The organism is Aeromicrobium sp. JP4 (assembly GCF_054957925.1).
Window position 1 is genome coordinate 126286 of sequence record NZ_CM143290.1, and the last position, 17686, is coordinate 143971.

The window sequence follows — 17686 nt, forward strand, 5'->3', positions numbered from 1 at the left end:
GCGTCCCCGGACGCGTGTGGATTCCCCCTGCGTCCTGTTCCCGCTCTCGTGGAACAAATGTCCCAGTCCATGGGACCCATGTCACAACTTCGTCGTGACCTCTGTCATACACCCAAGATTCTTTCGGAATTCGGCGTCATTTTTCCGCCGATCCGTCGTTACATAGATGAAGCAACTGATCGATGGTCGATCAGCCAACCAAGGAGAAAACACATGAACAAGTCCACCAAGGGCGCCGTCGCCGCCGGAGCCGCCGCCGTCCTGTTGCTGGGTGGCGCAGGCTCGCTCGCGTACTGGAATGCCGAGGGCGACGTCGTCGGCGGCAACATCGAGGCCGGCACGCTGACCCTCACGCCTTCGGGCACGGCGGCCACCTGGACGCTGAACGGCACCGCCGTGGCAGGCAACGACCTCTCCTCCGTCCTGGTCGTTCCCGGCGACACGCTCCGCTACACGGGCACGTGGACCATCGGCGCGACGGGCGACAACCTGCAGGCGGACGTCGACTTCACCGGTCTGGACGGAACGGCGAGCGTCGCCGACAAGATGACCGTCACCGACACGTACACGCTCGATGCTGCTCCGCTGGCGGCCGGCGCCGAGATCACCGACGCCAACGATGGTGACGTGCTCGGCGCGACCGTCGTCGTCGACTTCCCGTTCGGCACGACCGTCGACAACACGTCGCAGGGCATGACGCTCGACCTCACCGAGGGCAACATCACGCTCACGCAGTCCGACGCCACGCCGTGACGAAGGCTTGAGTTCGCAATCGACCATCGATGAGTGAGGTCACGGGGATGACGAGTACGACCGACCGAGGGCGCTTCACGGCGCTCCGGTGGGCCGGCCAGGTGGTTGCCTGGCTCGTCATCCTCGTGGCCGTCTCGGCGGTCGCGGTCGGTGTGCTGATCCCACGGATCGGGGGCGCCACGCCCTACACCATCCTCACCAGCTCCATGGAGCCGAAGTACCCGCCCGGAACGCTCGTGGTGGTGAGGCCGACCCCCGCCGATCAGATCGGCATCGGCGAGGTCGTGACCTACCAGCTGGCGTCGGGTGAGCGAGCGGTCGTGACCCACCGTGTCGTCTCCGTGGCCCTCGGAGCCGACGGTGAGCGCCGCTTCATCACGCAGGGCGACGCCAACTCGAGCGTCGACCGAACGCCGGTCATGCCGGTGCAGATCAAGGGAACCCTCTGGTACGCCGTCCCCAAGCTGGGATGGATGAGCAACGCGATCGGACAGGACCGGCGCAACGCCGCTGTCTACGTCGTCGCCGGGGGACTGGGACTGTACGCCGCCTGGATGCTGGGCGGGGCACTCCGAGAACGGTTCAGACGTGCTCGACCCACGGACGAGGAGGCGAGGCAATGAGGCGGCTCCTGACGACCGCCCTCGCGCTCGGCCTCGCCTTCGCGGGCATCGCGCCCGCAGCGGCTGACGACAGGATCGGCCTGAGCACGGACGGTACGCAATGGGCCGACACCATCAGCGAGCCCCTCTTCGAGCAGGATGCCGTCTGGGTCCCCGGTGACAAGCGCACCGTCTCGTTCCACGTCCGCAACCAGGAGAGCTCGGACGCCGAGCTGACGGCCTCGGTGCGAAGCGACGACACCGACCGGCTCCTGGCCGCCGACCATCTCCGTCTGCGCGCGCGGGTGGACGGACGCTGGTTCGTCCTGCGCAACGGTGTCTCGTCGCCGGAGCTCACAGCGGCGAGCATCAGTCCGGGCAGCGCCGTGCGCGTCGACCTGGAGGCGGCCTTCGACCCGGCCTCGTCCAACGCCTCGCAGGCCGCTTCGCTGGACTTCGTGATCGAGGTCCGGCTGGCCGAGGCCGTGGAGGGCACGGATCCGGGACCCGGTGAGGAGACGCCCACCGACCGCCCGACCGACAACTCCGACGACAGCGCGAACGAGGACCCGACTGCGGCTCCGGACTCGAACGACTCCGACGGATCCGGTGCCGGCGTCCGCGACGACGCGGGCGACTTGGCGCGCACGGGGTCGGACGCCCCAGCCATACTGATCTGGACGGCCATCCTCGCCATCACCGCCGGTGCCGCGTTCATCGCGGCCGGGCGGCGCGAAAGGGAAGACGAACCATGCGTGACACCCCGATGACCAGCCACCACGGTCGCCTGCGCTCGACGTGGCGAGTGGTGGCGTCGGTCCCGGTTCGGCTGCTGCTGTCGCTCGGACTGGTCCTGGGGTTCGCCGCCGTGGGCACGACGGCGTACTGGGCCGACACCGCCACCTTCACCACGGGCAAGATCGAGGCCGGCAGTCTGGACCTCCAGCTCGGCGGACGTGACCCGGTCACGGGTGAGATCCGGTGGGAGGCCGTCGGACTCAACCAGTCGTGGACGTACTCCGTCATGCAGCTCGACAACGTCTCGCCCGGCGAGTCCGTGAGCATGGAGCTGCACATGCGCAACGTCGGCACGACGCCGCTGACCTTCACCGCGGTCGGGACCTCGACGTCCAACGACATGAACCCGCACCTCTCGGCCACGACCATGCTGGGTGGCACCGCCAACAACGTCGGCACCCGCGAGGCCGTGAACCGCACCGGTACGTGCACCGGCGGCACGCCGTGGTGGACCAACCACGTGCTCTCGACCACGGGACAGCCGGTCACGCCGAACAACACCCCGATCCGGATGAACGCCAACGAGTCGATCCGCGTCTGCATGCTGGCCGGTCTGTCGTCCGCCGCGCCCAACTCCTTCCAGGGGACGTCCACGACCATCCGGGTCGTCATCTCGGCCAAGCAGGTCGGGGCGCCATGAGGCAGCGGCTGCTTCGGGTGCTGCGCACCGGCGGCAACGTCCTGCTGTGGGTGACGGCATTCCTGGGCGCGATGTCGCTCGTCCTCGGACTCGCCACCGTGGTTGCCGGCGTCCAGCCGCTCATCTTCCGTTCGAGCTCGATGGAGCCCGCGATTCACGCGGGCGCGCTCGGCCTCGCCAAGACGGTCGATGCCGGCGACGTGGCCGTCGGGGACGTGATCTCGGTCGAGAGTGCCACCGGCGTTCGCGTGACGCACCGGGTCGTCGAGGTCGAGAAGGCCGGCGAGCAGATCAGCTTCACCCTCCGCGGTGACGCCAACGCGCAGCCCGACAGTCAGCCGTACCTGGCCACCGAGGTCGACCGGGTGTTCCTCGACGTCCCGTACCTCGGGTACGTGGCCAACGCGATGGCGACACCGTGGGCGCTCTTCGCGGCCGGGATCATCGTGGCGCTGCTGGCGGTCCGGCTGTGGCAGCGCGCCGGGCGGGAGACCCGGTCCGCGATGGGCACCGGTGCAGCCGGGGTGGCGGCCGTCGGCATCGCGATGGCCGGTCTCGTGCCGATTCCCCGGACCGAGGCCTACTTCACCGACGGCTCCACGTTCGAGGCCGGGCAGATCCACTCCCACCAGGTGCGCATCTTCGACTGGGGCTCTCCCGTGTGCACGAACGACGCGGGTGGCACCTCGATCACGCTGCGCACACTCGTGGCGTCGCAGCGCTACAACCAGATTTGGTACGTGGCGCCGACCGGCGGACAGCTTCCTGCCACACCGTTCAAGCGGGTCTCGCCGACCGGCGTGCCGGACAGCGTCGTGACCACCCAGATCAGGCGCGCCGACATCGGTGGATCCTCGTTGGCCCCCGGCAACTACGAGCTCACGGGCCGCTCCGAGCTCAAGGGCACGGCCACGTCGCCGTGGCTCTCCAACTCCACGCGCACCGCGAACGTCTCGCTCACCGGGACCACTGACCTGCAGTGTGGAAGCGTCAACCTGCCGCCCGCTATCACGTTCACGACACCACAGGACTCCACGACCTTCGCCTCGCCCTCGGCGGCCCAGTCCACCACCTTGGCGCAGTGCGGTCGCCGTTCGCCGTGCGGAACGGCCGCGGACAGCGACGGGATCTACCGCGTGGAGTACCGGCTCCAGCGCGTCAACTTCCTGCTCACCCGGTGCTGGGACACGTCCTCCGGCTGGCCGCTGTTCAGCGGGTGCGGAACGTGGCACCAGGCGGACGTCACCCCCGCGCTGCCCACCTCGACGGCGAGTCCGGTCACCTGGCGCGTCCCGCTGACGAACCTGGGGACATCGCCGTTCGCCGAGTCCGGCACGTACACCCTCTACCTGAGGGTCTACGACAACTCGTCGAGCAGGGTCATCACCGAGCGGACGATCCGGTTCACGATCAACTGATGGGGCCCGCGCACTAGACTCTCGGGGTGACTTCCATCGGCGTCTTCGCGCTCCAGGGCGATGTGCGCGAGCACCTCGCGGCCCTCGAGCGACTCGGTGTCGAGGCGTTCACCGTCCGCCGCCCGGCCGAGCTGGCGCGGTGCGACGGGCTCGTCGTGCCCGGCGGCGAGTCGACCACGATGTACAAGCTGGCCCGCAACTTCGACCTGCTCGAGCCGCTGCGCCAGCGCGTGAAGGACGGCATGCCGACCTTCGGGACGTGTGCCGGGATGATCATGCTGGCCGACCGGATCCGCGACGGCGCGCCCGGCCAGGAGACGATCGGCGGCCTGGACGTCACGGTCCGTCGCAACGCCTTCGGTCGTCAGGTCGACTCGTTCGAGGTCGACCTCGACCTGGAAGGCGTGGACCGCTCGGTGCACGCGGTCTTCATCCGCGCGCCGTGGGTGGAGGAGGTCGGCCCCGGGGTCGAGGTGCTTGCCGAGGTCCCTTCGGGGGAGGCCGCCGGTAGAATCGTCGCGGTGCGGCAGGGGCCGCTCATGGCGACGTCCTTCCACCCCGAGGTCGGGGACGACGACCGTGTGCACGGACTCTTCGTTGACCTCGTGAAGCAGAGCTAGGACTACGCAAAGGAACGTCATGTCGGGCCACTCCAAATGGGCAACCACCAAGCACAAGAAGGCCGCGATCGATGCCAAGCGCGGCAAGCTGTTCGCCAAGCTGATCAAGAACATCGAGGTCGCGGCGCGCACGGGTGGCCCTGACCCCGAGGGCAACCCCACGCTCTACGACGCGATCCAGAAGGCGAAGAAGCAGTCGGTCCCCAACGACAACATCGACCGCGCGGTCAAGCGCGGCGGTGGCGCCGACGGCGGGGGAGTCGACTACACCACGATCATGTACGAGGGCTACGGCCCGAACGGCGTCGCGTTCCTCATCGAGTGCCTCACCGACAACAAGAACCGGGCCGCCATGGAGGTCCGCACCGCGATGACCCGCAATGGCGGCACGATGGCCGACCCGGGCTCGGTGTCCTACATGTTCAGCCGCAAGGGCATCATCATCGTCCCTGCCGAGCAGGAGGGCGGCCCGACGAACGAGGACGACGTGCTGATGGCCGTGCTCGACGCGGGCGCCGAGGAGGTCAACGACCACGACGGCAGCTTCGAGGTGCTGTGCGAGCCGGGCGACCTCGTCGCCGTGCGCACCGCGCTGCAGGAGGCGGGCTTGGACTACGACTCGGCCGACGCCTCGTTCGTGCCCAGCGTGCACGTCGAGGTCGACGCCGAGGGTGCCGCGAAGGTCGTCCGGCTCATCGACGCCCTCGAGGACAGCGACGACGTGCAGAACGTCTTCGCCAACTTCGACGCGCCCGACGAGGTCATGGCCGATCTCTGAGCCGGCCTCGGCCATGATGTGGCCATGGACCGACGCGTGCGCACTCCCGACGGAGTCGGCTGGAGCGTCCGCGTCGGCCGCCCCGCGCTGCGCGGCAGCGAGGGGGACCTCGTCGTCGGCGGCGCCCCGGCGGCTGGCGGCTTCGCGCCGCTGCTCGTCGTATTGGGGCTGGTCCTGCTCGCGGTGCTGGCTCCGGTGCTCGTCAAGAGCGACCGTGCGTGGGCCCTGGCGTTCGTCCCGGTGCTGCTGGCCGCGGGCTGGCTGCTGCTCGCGCGCTACCCGGTGGAGCTGCGCCGCGACGGCTCCGACCTGCCGCTGCACCGCACCCTCGTCGCCGGGCGCGCGAACGCCCGCCGCGTCGCCGCCGAGCTCGCCGAGGAGATCTCCCGCACGCCCGACGGGAAGCTGACCGGCTGACCGCCGATCCGACGAACCGGGCGGCGTGCCTCCACGGGCGCGTCGCCGCCACCGCCTAGAGTGTCGAACATGCGTTCCCTTCGCGTCCTGGGCGTCGACCCCGGCCTGACCCGGTGCGGCGTCGGCATCGTCGAGGGGTTCGTGGGCCGTCCGCTGGACCTCGTCGACGTCGGCGTCGTCCGCACCCCGAGCGACCTCGATCTCGCGAAGCGGCTGCTGCGACTCGAGCGCGCCCTCGACGAGATCGTCGTGCGGCAGCGACCCGACGTGGTCGCGGTCGAGCGGGTGTTCAGCCAGCACAACGTGCGCACCGTGATGGGCACCGCCCAGGCCAGCGGGATCGCGATGCTCGTGGCCGCGCGCCACGGGATCCCTGTCCAGCTCCACACGCCGTCGGAGGTCAAGGCCGCCGTCACCGGCAGCGGCCGCGCCGACAAGGCGCAGGTTGCGGCGATGGTCACCCGGCTGCTGCGCCTCGACGCGCCGCCGAAGCCCGCGGACGCCGCCGACGCCCTCGCCCTCGCGATCTGCCACATCTGGCGGGGCGCCGCCCAGAACCGACTCGCCGCCGCCGTCGCCGCGGCCGGAGCGGCCCGATGATCGCCCACGTGCGCGGCGCCGTTGCCGCGGTCTCGCTGAACTCAGCCGTCCTCGACCTGCAGGGCGTCGGCTACCACGTCATGTGCACGCCCTCCACGATCGCCGACCTGCGCCTGGGCCAGGAGGCCACGCTGTGGACCTCGATGGTCGTGCGCGAGGACTCGATGACGCTCTACGGCTTCGCGAACGCCGAGGAGCGCGACATGTTCGAGCTCGTGCAGACCGCCAGCGGCGTGGGTCCGAAGGTCGCCCAGGCGATGCTCGCGGTGCTGCCGCCCGAGCGGCTGCGCACCGCGATCGCCTCGTCCGACCACGCCACCCTCACGAAGGTGCCCGGGATCGGCCGCAAGGGAGCCGAGCGGATCGTGGTGGAGCTGAAGGACCGGGTCGGCGCCGTCGCCTCGTCCGCCGTCTCGACGGCCGGTCCCGCGTGGCGCGACCAGGTGCACGAGGCGCTCGTCGGGCTGGGCTGGTCGGCCAAGGACGCCGACGCCGCGATCGACCGGGTGGCCGACGGGGTGGGTCCCGATCCCGACATCTCGGCGATCCTGCGCGACGCCCTGCGATCGATGGACCGAGGCCGGTGAGCATGGACGAGTACGACGACTTCGAGTCGATCGTGGCCGAGGCTGCGTCGCCGCAGGAGAGCGCCTTCGAGCAGGCCCTGCGGCCGCGCACCCTCGACGAGCTGGTCGGCCAGGAGCGGGTTCGTGAGCAGCTCGCACTCGTGCTCGATGCCGCAGTGGCCCGCGAACGCACCCCCGACCACGTCCTGCTGTCGGGCCCGCCCGGGCTGGGCAAGACCACGATCGCGATGATCATCGCGAACCAGCTCGCGGCACCGCTGCGCCTGACCAGCGGCCCGGCGATCCAGCACGCGGGCGACCTCGCGGCGATCCTCTCGGGCGTCAACGAGGGCGACGTGCTCTTCATCGACGAGATCCACCGGATGTCGCGGCCCGCCGAGGAGCTGCTCTACATGGCGATGGAGGACTTCCGGGTCGACGTCGTCGTCGGCAAGGGTCCGGGCGCCACCGCCATCCCGCTGCAGATCCCGCCGTTCACCGTCGTCGGCGCCACCACCCGCGCCGGCCTGCTGCCCGGCCCCCTGCGCGACCGGTTCGGCTTCACGGCCCAGCTCGACTACTACGAGCCGTCCGACCTCGACCGCATCGTGCGGCGCTCCGCCGACCTGCTCGACCTGCAGGTGAGCGCCGAGGCGTCCGCGGAGATCGGCTCACGCTCCCGCGGCACCCCGCGCATCGCCAACCGCCTGCTGCGACGCGTCCGCGACTACGCCGAGGTCCGCGCCGACGGCGCCGTCGACCACGCGATCGCGCAGGCCGCCCTCGACCTGTACGAGGTCGACGACCTCGGCCTCGACCGGCTCGACCGCGCGGTGCTCGACGCCCTGTGCCGCAACTTCGGCGGTGGACCGGTCGGCATCGCCACGCTGGCGGTCGCGGTGTCGGAGGAGCGCGAGACGGTGGAGGAGCTGGCCGAGCCCTTCCTGGTGCGGCTGGGCTTCCTGGCCCGCACGCCGCGTGGGCGGATCGCCACCCCGGCGGCCTGGCGACACCTCGGCCTGACGCCCCCGGCCGGGGTCGATGCCGGGCAGCTGCCCTTCGACTCCGCCGACTAGACTCCATCCGGTGACGTTCGCTGACTTCCTGCCCCTGATCCTGCTGGCCCTGGTCTTCTTCCTGCTGATCATCCGTCCCATGCGGGAACGGCAGAAGCAGTACTCGGCGCTGCGCCAGATGCAGTCGGCGCTGAAGCCCGGTGCCCGCGTGATGATCAGCAGTGGCATCCACGGCACCATCTCGACGATCGACGACGAGACCGTCGGCTTGGAGATCGCGCCCGGCGTGGTCATCACCGTGGCGCGCGCGGCCGTCGCCGAGGTCGTCGCGCCCGACGTGATCGACCCCGAAGCATGAGCGACTTCCCGGACGCCGCCGCGCGGCTCATCCGCGCCATCGACGACTGGCCCGAGGCCGGCGTCACGTTCCGCGACATCACTCCGCTGCTCTCCGATCCGCAGGGGCTGGCCGCCACCGTCTCCGCTCTGGTCGACGCGGCGAGGGCCTTCGGACCGCTCGACGTCGTGGCCGGCGTCGAGGCGCGCGGGTTCCTGCTCGCGCCGCTGATCGCCGAGGCGCTGGGCATCGGCCTGGTGCCCGTCCGCAAGGCCGGCAAGCTGCCCGCGCGCACCCTCTCGGAGTCCTACTCGCTCGAGTACGGCGACGCCGTCGTCGAGATCCACGCCGATGCCGTTCCCGAGGGCGCCCGCGTGCTCGTCGTGGACGACGTCCTCGCCACCGGGGGAACGCTCGCCGCCGCCGGCCGTCTGTTCGAGCGCGCCGGCGCCGTCGTCGCCGGCAGCCTCGTCCTCATCGAACTGTCCGCCCTCGAGGGTCGCGCCGTGCTCGGCGACGTCCCCCTGACCGCACTCCTGGAGTACTGATGAGCCAGCGCACCGTCCGCATCGTCGCCATCATCGCCATCGCCGCGCTCGTCCTGGGCGTGCTCGCCTCGGTGTTCACCGGCGCCCTCTGAAGCGCCCTCCGTAGGATGGACTGAAGGAGGCACGCGTGGCTGAGCGCATCGATGGACCATCGACGAAGGCTGCCGAGACCAGGACCCCGGACTCGGCACGCACCTCCGCGCGCGTGCGCAGCCGGCTGGCCCGCATCGGCGGCAAGTCCACCGGCGGCGGCAACCCGGTCCTCGACCCGCTGATCAAGGTCTACCGCGACACCCATCCCAAGGGCGACGTCTCGGCGATCGAGAAGGCCTATGAGGTCGCCGCGGCGATGCACGAGGGCCAGAAGCGCAAGAGCGGCGACCCGTACATCACGCACCCGCTGGCCGTCGCCACGATCCTCGCCGAGCTCGGCATGACGGCGCCCACCCTGTGCGCGGCCCTGCTGCACGACACCGTCGAGGACACCTCCTACACGATCGAGCAGCTGCGCAAGGACTTCGGCGACGAGGTCGTCCACCTCGTCGACGGCGTCACCAAGCTCGACAAGGTCAAGTACGGCGACTCCGCCCAGTCCGAGACCATCCGCAAGATGGTCGTCGCGATGGCGCGCGACATCCGCGTGCTCGTCATCAAGCTGGCCGACCGCCTGCACAACATGCGCACCCTGCGCTACCTGCGCCAGGACAAGCAGGAGCGCATCGCCCGCGAGACCATCGAGATCTTCGCGCCCCTGGCCCACCGCCTGGGCATGAACACGATCAAGTGGGAGCTGGAGGACCTCGCGTTCGCCACCCTGCACCCCAAGGTCTACGACGAGATCGTGCGGCTCGTCGCCGAGCGCGCGCCGTCGCGCGAGGCGTTCCTGGAGCGCGTCATCCGCGACGTGAACTCCGACCTCGGCCACGCCAAGATCAAGGCGAAGGTCACCGGCCGGCCGAAGCACTACTTCTCGATCTACCAGAAGATGCTCGTGCGCGGCCGCGACTTCTCCGACATCTTCGACCTCGTCGGCGTGCGCATCCTGGTGGACGACGTCGCCGACTGCTACGCCGTGCTGGGCGTCCTGCACGCCCGGTGGAACCCCATCCCGGGCCGCTTCAAGGACTACATCAGTGTCCCGAAGTTCAACATGTACCAGTCGCTGCACACCACGGTGATCGGCCCGCAGGGCAAGCCGGTGGAGCTGCAGCTGCGCACCTACGCCATGCACCGCCGCGCGGAGTTCGGCGTCGCGGCCCACTGGAAGTACAAGGCCGAGTCGCTCGCGGCCGTCGGCGGGAAGGCCAGCAAGGACGGACCCGGCGGCAACGAGATGATGTGGCTGCGCGAGCTGGTCGACTGGCAGTCCGAGACCGAGGACTCCAGCGACTTCCTGGACTCGCTGCGCTTCGAGATGCAGAACGCGGGCGTCTACGCCTACACGCCTCGTGGTGACCTGATCCAGCTGCCGGCGCACGCCACGCCGGTCGACTTCGCCTACGGCGTGCACACCGAGGTCGGTCACGCGTGCGTCGGCGCGCGCGTGAACGGGCGGCTGGTGTCCCTGGAGTCCGAGCTCGAGAGCGGCGACGTGGTGGAGATCTTCACGTCGAAGTCGCCCACCGCCGGCCCGAGCCGCGACTGGCTCGACTTCGTCAAGAGCCCCCGCGCGCGCAACAAGATCCGGCAGTGGTTCACGAAGGAGCGCCGCGAGGAGGCCATCGACCACGGCAAGGACCTCATCGCGAAGCAGATGCGCAAGGAGGGTCTGCCGATGCATCGCCTGTTCCGGCAGGCGAACCTCGACACGGTGGCCAAGGAGATGGGTCACGCCGACATCTCCGCGCTCTACGCCGCGGTGGGGGAGGGCAACGTCGGCGCGCAGGGCGTCGTCGACCGCGTCATCGACCTCGCCGGCGGCCGCGAGGGTGCCGAGGAGGAGGCCGCCGAGGCCACGGCGATGCCGCTGCGCTCCAGCCGGCCGTCCACGGCCCGCGGCGACGCCGGTGTCGAGGTGGTCGGTGTCTCGGGCGACGTCATGGTCAAGCTCGCGCGCTGCTGCACGCCCGTTCCGGGCGACAAGATCGAGGGCTTCGTGACGCGCGGCTCCGGCATCTCGGTGCACCGCTCGGACTGCGTCAACTTCGTCGAGCTGGCGCACCAGACCGAGCGGGTCGTGCAGGTGCGCTGGGTCGCCAATGCCAAGACCACATTCCTCGTGGCGATGCAGGTCGAGGGCCTCGACCGTCCGCACCTGCTGTCTGACATCACCAAGGTGATCTCCGACCAGCACGTCAACATCCTGTCGGCCACCCTCAGCACCGGCCGCGACCGCGTCGCCAAGAGTCGCTTCACCTTCGAGATGGCCGACGCCAAGCACCTCGGCGCCGTCCTCAAGGCCGTCGGCGGCGTCCAGGGCGTCTTCGACGCCTACCGCGTCACGCAGTAGCCACCGAGATCACCGACCTCCTGATCTCGATACACCGTCTCGCTGCGCTCGCCGGCACTCGATCACCGGCTGACTCGCGATCGAGTAGCTCGCGAGCGCCAGCGAGCGGCGTATCGAGATCACCTGTGGACGGAGTGCACCGGCCCAGCGAGGTACGCCACGCTGAGCGGATGGCTCACGTCTACATCCTCCGGTGCTCTGACGGCTCCTACTACGTCGGCAGCACACGCAACATGGCCGGACGGCTGCACCAGCACCAGACCGGCACGGGCGCGGAGTACACGAGACACCGGCTCCCCGTCGAGCTCCTGTGGTCGTACGAGTTCGAGTCCGTCGCGGACGCGTTCGCGGCGGAGAAGCGGATCCAAGGGTGGTCCCGAGCCAAGCGCGAGGCACTCATGCGCGGTGACTCCACCTCTTGCCGTGGCTGGCGAAGAAGCGAAACTGGCGCCGGGCCGCATGATCTCGATACGCGGGCTCGTTCCTCGCCCCGCTACTCGATCACCGAGGGACCGGTGATCGAGTAGCTCGCGAGCGCAGCGAGCGGCGTATCGAGATCAGCCGAAGTCGGAGGCGGTGCGGCGGGCGATCTCGAGGAACGCCTGGCGCGACTCGAGGTTCTCGCGCAGGCTCTTGACCTTCTTGGCGTCGCCGGCGGCCTCCGCCTTGGCGATGTCGGCCTCGATGCCGGCGATGGCGTCCTCGAGCTTGGTGATCATGTCGTCCGCGCGGGCCGACTTCTCGGGGTCCGTGCGCTTCCACTCCTGGTCACCCGCATCGCGGATCGCCTTCTCGACGGCGCGGATGCGGCCCTCGAGCTCCTTGATCTGGTCGCGCGGCACCTTGCCGGCGGCCTCCCAGCGGTCGGCGATGTCGTGCCAGGCACGGCGCGTGGCCTCGAGGTCCTTGATCGGCAGCAGCGCCTCCGCCTCGACGAGGATCTCGCGCTTCACCGTGGCGTTCTCGGCGAACTCGGACTCCTGCGCGGCGTTGGCGGCCTCGCGGGCCTGGAAGAAGACGTCCTGGGCGGCGCGGAAGCGCTTCCACAGCTTGTCCTCGACGTTGCGCGGGGCGGAGCCGGCGGCCTTCCAGCGCTGCATGAGGTCGCGGTAGGCGCCTGACGTGGTGCCCCAGTCGGTGGAGCCGGAGAGGGCCTCGGCCTCCTCGATCAGCTTCTCCTTGATCTTCTTCGCCTCGTCACGGCGCACGCTCTGCTCACCGAAGTGGGCCTTGCGCTTCTTCGTGTAGGCCGTGCGAGCGCTGGAGAACCGGTGCCACAGCTCGTCGTCGGCCGACTTGCTGAGGCGGGGGAGCGCCTTCCACTCGTCGAGCAGCGCGCGCAGCCGGTCGGCGCCGTTGCGCCAGTCCTGGCCCGCGCCGATCTTCTCGGCCTCGGCGACGATGCGCGTCTTGGCCTCGGTGGCCTCGGCGGTGCGCTGCTCGCGCTCGGCCTTGCGCTTGGCGCGGAGCTCGCCGAGGGCCGGCTCGACCTTGTCGAGACGCGCCGACAGCGACGCGAGGTCGCCGATCGCCTGTGCGTCGACGAGCTGCTCGCGGATCGTGGCGACGGCCTTGGTCGCGTCGTCGGGCGACACGGTTCCGGCCTCGATGCGCTTCTCCAGCAGGTCGACCTCGGTCTCGAGGTTGTCGAAGCGCCGGGTGTAGAACGCGAGCGCCTCAGCGGCGTCGCCTCCGGTGACCCATTGCCCGATCAGACGTTCGCCGTCGCCCTCTTTGACGTAGACGTTGCCGTCCGCGTCGACGCGGCCCCAATCACTCATGGCGGTCAGTCTAGGAGGTTCGCGGCGTCAGGTCCTCCTCGCGTACCCTGACGGACGTGCTTCTCACCGCCTTCCCCGCCGGACCACTGCAGGCGAACTGCTATTTCGTCGCCTCCGGCCCGGGTTCCCCGTGCGCGATCGTCGACCCGGGCATGCAGTCCGCCGAGGGCGTGCGCGCCGTCGTGGCCGAGCACGACCTGACCCCGGCCGCCGTCCTGGTGACGCACGGCCACTTCGACCACATGTGGGACGCGGCGCGGGTCGCCGACGAGTACGGCTGCCCGCTCTGGATCCACCCCGCCGACCGGCACCTGCTGGCCGACCCGATGTCCGCGATCTCGGGCGAGTCGGCGGCGATGCTGCGCCAGCAGCTCGGCGAGATCGACGAGTCGCAGTTCTCCGAGCCGGCCGAGGTCCGCGACGCCGTCGACGGCGCCACGATCCAGGTCGGCGACCTGACGCTCACCGTCGACCACTGCCCGGGCCACACGCCGGGAACCGTGGCCTACCGCGTCGACTACACCGGTGACGAGCCCGTCTCGCAGATCATGTTCTCCGGCGACTTCCTGTTCTTCGGCTCGATCGGCCGCACCGACCTCGTCGGCGGCGTCCACGCCGAGATGCTGCGCAGCCTGCAGACCAAGGTGCTGACGCTGCCCGACGACGTCGTCGTGCTGCCCGGCCACGGCCAGCAGACCTCGATCGGCCGCGAGAAGGCCACGAACCCCTTCCTGCAGGAGCTGACCGCGTGAGCAAGCTGTCGGGCTTCCCCGAGTTCCTGCCGGCGGAGCGCAGCGTCGAGCTGGCGGTCTTCGACCACCTGGCTCGCGTCTTCGAGCTGCACGGGTTCGCCAACATCGAGACGCGTGCGGTCGAGCCGCTCGAGACGCTGCTGCGCAAGGGCGAGATCGACAAGGAGGTCTACGCCGTCCGCCGTCTGCACGCCGACGAGTCCGAGGCCTCCGAGCTGGCCCTGCACTACGACCTCACGGTGCCGTTCGCGCGCTACGTCGTGGAGAACGCCGGTCACCTCCAGTTCCCGTTCCGCCGCTACCAGATCCAGAAGGTCTGGCGCGGCGAGCGGCCCCAGGCCGGCCGGTTCCGCGAGTTCACCCAGGCCGACATCGACATCGTCGGCGACGGCGCGCTGCCGTTCCACTTCGATGTCGAGGTGGCGCGGGTGATGGCCGAGGCGCTGGCCGGGCTGCCGATCCCGGGCCTGTCGCTGACGCTCCAGGTCAGCAACCGCAAGGTGCTCGAGGGCTTCTACCTCGGCCTGGGCATCGAGAGGCCCACCGCCGTCATGCAGGTGATCGACAAGCTCGACAAGCTGTCGGCCGACAAGATCGCCGACCTGCTCGGCGAGCAGGGGCTCACCGAGGCCCAGGCCACGTCGTGCCTCGCGCTGGCCGAGATCGTCACCACCGACACGTCGTTCGTCCAGCAGGTCCGCGACCTCGGCGTCGAGCACCCGCTGCTCGACGAGGGACTCGCCGAGCTGGAAGCCGTCGTGGCGGGGTGTGCCACCGTCGAGGGCGTGACCGTCACCGCCGACCTGCGCATCGCGCGCGGCCTGGACTACTACACCGGCACGGTGTTCGAGACCCGCGTCGCCGAGCACCCGGGCCTCGGCTCGATCTGCTCCGGCGGCCGCTACGACGAGCTCGCCAGCGACGGCAAGCGCACGTACCCGGGCGTGGGCCTGTCGATCGGCGTCTCGCGCCTGCTCTCGACGCTGACCACGAGCGGCGTCACTGCGTCGCGCTCCGTGCCCTCGGCCGTCCTCGTGGCGGTCAACGACGAGGACTCGCGTCCCGGCAGCGACGCCATCGCCCAGCGCCTGCGCGCCCGTGGCATCGCCTGTGAGGTGGCCCCCGCGGCCCAGAAGTTCGGCAAGCAGATCCGCGTCGCCGAGCGCCGTGGCATCCCCTTCGTCTGGTTCGTCACGCAGGACGGCGACCAGGTGAAGGACATCAGAACCGGCGAGCAGGTGTCGGCCGATCCCGACGCCTGGACGCCCCCCGAGACCGACCTGCGACCGCAGGTGACCCACAAGGAGACGACAGCGTGATCCGCACCCATGACGCCGGAACCCTGACGGCCGCGAACATCGGCGAGAGCGTCACCCTCGCCGGTTGGGTCGCCCGCCGCCGCGACCACGGCGGAGTCGCCTTCATCGACCTGCGCGAGGCCAGCGGCGTCGCCCAGGTCGTCGTCCGCGAGGACGTCGCCCACCAGCTGCGCAGCGAGTTCTGCCTCAAGGTCACCGGCACGGTCCAGCGCCGTCCCGAGGGCAACGAGAACGCCGCGATCGCCACGGGCGAGATCGAGGTCATCGCCGACGACGTCGAGATCCTGTCGCGGTCCGAGCCGCTGCCCTTCCCCATCGACGAGCACGTGGAAGTGGGGGAGGAGGCGCGCCTCAAGCACCGCTACCTCGACCTGCGCCGGCCCGCCCCGGCCCACGCGATGCGCCTGCGCTCGAAGGTCAACGCGGCCGCCCGCGCCGTGCTGGACCGCCACGACTTCGTCGAGGTGGAGACGCCCACGCTGACCCGCTCCACGCCCGAGGGCGCGCGCGACTTCCTCGTGCCCGCGCGCCTGCGTCCCGGCAGCTGGTACGCGCTGCCGCAGAGCCCCCAGCTGTTCAAGCAGCTGCTCATGGTGGGCGGCCTCGAGCGGTACTACCAGATCGCGCGCTGCTACCGCGACGAGGACTTCCGTGCCGACCGCCAGCCCGAGTTCACCCAGCTCGACATCGAGATGAGCTTCGTCGAGCCCGATGACGTGATGGCGCTGGCCGAGGAGATCTACGTCGCGCTGTGGAAGCTGATCGACGTCGACCTGCCCACGCCGTTCCCGCGAATCACGTACGCCGACGCGATGAGCAAGTACGGCTCCGACAAGCCCGACCTGCGCTTCGACCTCGAGCTGGTCGAGCTGACCGACTACTTCAAGGACACGCCGTTCCGCGTGTTCCAGGCGCCGTACGTCGGCGCGGTCGTGCACCCCGGCGGCGCCTCGCAGGCCCGCCGCACGCTCGACGGCTGGCAGGAGTGGGCGAAGCAGCGCGGCGCCCGCGGTCTGGCCTACGTCCTCGTGCAGGAGGACGGTTCCCTCACCGGTCCCGTCGCGAAGAACCTGTCCGACGCCGAGCGTGAGGGCCTCGTGGAGGCCGCCGGCGCGAAGCCCGGCGACGCCGTCTACTTCTCGGCCGGCCCGGTCAAGAGCTCGCGCCAGCTGCTCGGTGCCGCGCGCATCGAGATCGCCAAGCGCGAGAACCTCATCGACGAGTCGAGGTGGGCCTTCGCGTTCGTCGTCGACTGGCCGATGTTCGAGTCGGTCAGCGAGCTCGACTCCGGCGACGTCGCGGTCGGCGGCGGCGAGTGGACCGCGGTCCACCACGCCTTCACCGCGCCCCAGGATCCCGAGACCCTCGCCACGCCCGGCGACTCGCTCGCGCAGGCCTACGACATCGTTTGCAACGGCAACGAGGTCGGCGGCGGCTCCATCCGTATCCATCGTGAGGACGTGCAGAAGCGCGTCTTCGAGATCATGGGCATCGGCGCCGAGGAGGCGCAGGAGAAGTTCGGCTTCCTGCTCGAGGCGTTCAAGTACGGCGCCCCGCCGCACGGCGGCATCGCGTTCGGCTGGGACCGCACGGTCGCGCTGCTCGCCGGCGCCGACTCGATCCGCGAGGTCATCGCGTTCCCGAAGTCCGGTGGCGGCTACGACCCGCTGACCGCGGCTCCGGCCCCGATCACGCCGGAGCAGCGCGCCGAGGCCGGCGTCGACGCCGAGCCCGACGAGGAGGAAGAGACTCCGTGAGTCGCTGGCTGCCTGCGGCGGAGGACCCGCGCACCGAGGGCGACCCGGTCGGTGAGAAGGCCACGTACCTGGAGTACCTGGCCAACCACCGGCTGACGCTCCAGCTCAAGTGCGCGGGCCTCTCGCCCGAGCAGCTGGCGCACCGCAGCGTGCCGCCGAGCACGCTGTCGCTGCTCGGCCTGGTGCGGCACATGGCGTACGTCGAGCACACGTGGTTCGTCCGCGTCGCCCAGCAGTCGCCGGAGGAGCCGCTGTTCCTCAAGGCCCACGACAGCGACGCGGACTTCAACGGCGCGGTCGGCACGCAGGAGTGCGTGGACGAGGCGTTCGAGGCCCTGCGCGCGCAGATCGCCCGGGCCGAGGCGTGGCTCGAGGGCATCGACGAGGCCGACTTCGGCCGCGAGCTGCCCCACCACCGCGCCGGCACCGTCGCGATCCGTGACCTGCTCGTGCACATGATCGAGGAGTACGCCCGCCACAACGGCCACGCCGACCTCCTGCGCGAGTGCATCGACGGTCGCACCGGGGAATGAGC

At 70.4% G+C, this 17686-nt stretch carries 20 protein-coding genes; 19 read left to right on the forward strand and 1 reads right to left on the reverse strand.

The genetic code is table 11. The annotated features are described in order from the left end of the window. Positions 1-213 precede the first annotated feature (213 nt). The 15 genes from ACY1JX_RS00615 to ACY1JX_RS00685 all read left to right on the forward strand — a co-directional run bounded on the left by ACY1JX_RS00615 (position 214) and on the right by ACY1JX_RS00685 (position 12069). Positions 214-753, forward strand: coding sequence for an alternate-type signal peptide domain-containing protein (locus tag ACY1JX_RS00615; protein WP_181756016.1), 540 nt, complete (start codon positions 214-216; stop codon positions 751-753). A 47-nt stretch (positions 754-800) separates the two neighbouring features. Beyond that, a complete protein-coding gene (locus ACY1JX_RS00620; protein ID WP_462564854.1) occupies positions 801-1376 on the forward strand; it encodes a signal peptidase I in 576 nt (191 codons plus the stop codon). After that, positions 1373-2125, forward strand: a complete 753-nt coding sequence (locus ACY1JX_RS00625) for a hypothetical protein (protein WP_462564855.1) — start codon at positions 1373-1375, stop codon at positions 2123-2125. Before ACY1JX_RS00620 ends, ACY1JX_RS00625 begins: the two co-directional genes overlap by 4 nt. Continuing rightward, positions 2107-2793, forward strand: a complete 687-nt coding sequence (locus ACY1JX_RS00630; protein WP_462564856.1) for a SipW-dependent-type signal peptide-containing protein — start codon at positions 2107-2109, stop codon at positions 2791-2793. Before ACY1JX_RS00625 ends, ACY1JX_RS00630 begins: the two co-directional genes overlap by 19 nt. Then, entirely contained in the window at positions 2790-4211 is a 1422-nt protein-coding gene (locus ACY1JX_RS00635; RefSeq protein ID WP_462564857.1) for a signal peptidase I, read from the forward strand. The genes ACY1JX_RS00630 and ACY1JX_RS00635 overlap by 4 nt, the downstream gene beginning before the upstream one ends. 26 nt (positions 4212-4237) lie before the next feature. Further along, a complete protein-coding gene (gene pdxT, locus ACY1JX_RS00640) occupies positions 4238-4831 on the forward strand; it encodes a pyridoxal 5'-phosphate synthase glutaminase subunit PdxT (protein WP_462564858.1) in 594 nt (197 codons plus the stop codon). Between the two features lie 19 nt (positions 4832-4850). Then, positions 4851-5609 (forward strand): YebC/PmpR family DNA-binding transcriptional regulator, encoded by a 759-nt coding sequence (locus ACY1JX_RS00645; protein WP_181756010.1) that lies wholly within the window; start codon positions 4851-4853, stop codon positions 5607-5609. Between the two features lie 24 nt (positions 5610-5633). Next, a complete protein-coding gene (locus tag ACY1JX_RS00650) occupies positions 5634-6026 on the forward strand; it encodes a hypothetical protein (RefSeq protein WP_462564859.1) in 393 nt (130 codons plus the stop codon). 87 nt (positions 6027-6113) lie between these two features. After that, positions 6114-6626 (forward strand): crossover junction endodeoxyribonuclease RuvC, encoded by a 513-nt coding sequence (gene ruvC, locus ACY1JX_RS00655; protein ID WP_206680075.1) that lies wholly within the window; start codon positions 6114-6116, stop codon positions 6624-6626. After that, positions 6623-7213 carry a Holliday junction branch migration protein RuvA gene (gene ruvA / locus ACY1JX_RS00660; RefSeq protein WP_181756007.1) on the forward strand — a complete coding sequence of 197 codons (591 nt, stop codon included), beginning with the start codon at positions 6623-6625 and terminating at the stop codon, positions 7211-7213. Before ruvC ends, ruvA begins: the two co-directional genes overlap by 4 nt. A gap of 2 nt (positions 7214-7215) precedes the next feature. Beyond that, complete coding sequence (ruvB, locus tag ACY1JX_RS00665) at positions 7216-8268, forward strand: Holliday junction branch migration DNA helicase RuvB (RefSeq protein WP_181756006.1); 1053 nt, start codon at positions 7216-7218, stop codon at positions 8266-8268. 10 nt (positions 8269-8278) lie between these two features. After that, a complete protein-coding gene (yajC, locus tag ACY1JX_RS00670) occupies positions 8279-8566 on the forward strand; it encodes a preprotein translocase subunit YajC (RefSeq protein WP_286928408.1) in 288 nt (95 codons plus the stop codon). After that, positions 8563-9093, forward strand: a complete 531-nt coding sequence (locus ACY1JX_RS00675) for an adenine phosphoribosyltransferase (RefSeq protein WP_286928410.1) — start codon at positions 8563-8565, stop codon at positions 9091-9093. The genes yajC and ACY1JX_RS00675 overlap by 4 nt, the downstream gene beginning before the upstream one ends. Before the next feature lie 127 nt (positions 9094-9220). Beyond that, entirely contained in the window at positions 9221-11542 is a 2322-nt protein-coding gene (locus tag ACY1JX_RS00680; protein ID WP_462564860.1) for a RelA/SpoT family protein, read from the forward strand. A gap of 170 nt (positions 11543-11712) precedes the next feature. Next, on the forward strand, positions 11713-12069 hold the full coding sequence (locus ACY1JX_RS00685; RefSeq protein ID WP_462564861.1) for a GIY-YIG nuclease family protein: 357 nt from the start codon (positions 11713-11715) through the stop codon (positions 12067-12069). 30 nt (positions 12070-12099) lie between these two features. Here the strand turns inward: ACY1JX_RS00685 and ACY1JX_RS00690 are convergent, their stop codons facing one another. Further along, positions 12100-13323, reverse strand: coding sequence for a DUF349 domain-containing protein (locus ACY1JX_RS00690; protein WP_462564862.1), 1224 nt, complete (start codon positions 13321-13323; stop codon positions 12100-12102). 56 nt (positions 13324-13379) lie between these two features. Between ACY1JX_RS00690 and ACY1JX_RS00695 the strand changes: the two genes are divergently transcribed. From ACY1JX_RS00695 to ACY1JX_RS00710, 4 genes are read left to right on the forward strand one after another with little or no spacing between them, the layout of a single operon-like run. After that, positions 13380-14075: an MBL fold metallo-hydrolase gene (locus ACY1JX_RS00695; protein ID WP_462564863.1), complete on the forward strand. Its 696-nt coding sequence runs from the start codon at positions 13380-13382 to the stop codon at positions 14073-14075. Further along, positions 14072-15394: a histidine--tRNA ligase gene (gene hisS / locus ACY1JX_RS00700; protein ID WP_181756000.1), complete on the forward strand. Its 1323-nt coding sequence runs from the start codon at positions 14072-14074 to the stop codon at positions 15392-15394. The genes ACY1JX_RS00695 and hisS overlap by 4 nt, the downstream gene beginning before the upstream one ends. Further along, positions 15391-17151, forward strand: a complete 1761-nt coding sequence (gene aspS, locus ACY1JX_RS00705) for an aspartate--tRNA ligase (protein WP_462564864.1) — start codon at positions 15391-15393, stop codon at positions 17149-17151. Before hisS ends, aspS begins: the two co-directional genes overlap by 4 nt. Next, complete coding sequence (locus ACY1JX_RS00710) at positions 17148-17684, forward strand: DinB family protein (RefSeq protein ID WP_462564865.1); 537 nt, start codon at positions 17148-17150, stop codon at positions 17682-17684. Before aspS ends, ACY1JX_RS00710 begins: the two co-directional genes overlap by 4 nt. Positions 17685-17686: the final 2 nt, after the last annotated feature.

Bases quoted from the DNA above. Each gene is read 5' to 3' on its own strand.
- ACY1JX_RS00615 (WP_181756016.1), top strand. From the start codon at position 214: ATGAACAAGTCCACCAAGGGCGCCGTCGCCGCCGGAGCCGCCGCCGTC.
- ACY1JX_RS00620 (WP_462564854.1), top strand. From the start codon at position 801: ATGACGAGTACGACCGACCGAGGGCGCTTCACGGCGCTCCGGTGGGCC.
- ACY1JX_RS00625 (WP_462564855.1), top strand. From the start codon at position 1,373: ATGAGGCGGCTCCTGACGACCGCCCTCGCGCTCGGCCTCGCCTTCGCG.
- ACY1JX_RS00630 (WP_462564856.1), top strand. From the start codon at position 2,107: ATGCGTGACACCCCGATGACCAGCCACCACGGTCGCCTGCGCTCGACG.
- ACY1JX_RS00635 (WP_462564857.1), top strand. From the start codon at position 2,790: ATGAGGCAGCGGCTGCTTCGGGTGCTGCGCACCGGCGGCAACGTCCTG.
- ACY1JX_RS00645 (WP_181756010.1), top strand. From the start codon at position 4,851: ATGTCGGGCCACTCCAAATGGGCAACCACCAAGCACAAGAAGGCCGCG.
- ACY1JX_RS00650 (WP_462564859.1), top strand. From the start codon at position 5,634: ATGGACCGACGCGTGCGCACTCCCGACGGAGTCGGCTGGAGCGTCCGC.
- ruvA (WP_181756007.1), top strand. From the start codon at position 6,623: ATGATCGCCCACGTGCGCGGCGCCGTTGCCGCGGTCTCGCTGAACTCA.
- ruvB (WP_181756006.1), top strand. From the start codon at position 7,216: ATGGACGAGTACGACGACTTCGAGTCGATCGTGGCCGAGGCTGCGTCG.
- ACY1JX_RS00675 (WP_286928410.1), top strand. From the start codon at position 8,563: ATGAGCGACTTCCCGGACGCCGCCGCGCGGCTCATCCGCGCCATCGAC.
- ACY1JX_RS00685 (WP_462564861.1), top strand. From the start codon at position 11,713: ATGGCTCACGTCTACATCCTCCGGTGCTCTGACGGCTCCTACTACGTC.
- ACY1JX_RS00690 (WP_462564862.1), bottom strand. From the start codon at position 13,323: ATGAGTGATTGGGGCCGCGTCGACGCGGACGGCAACGTCTACGTCAAA.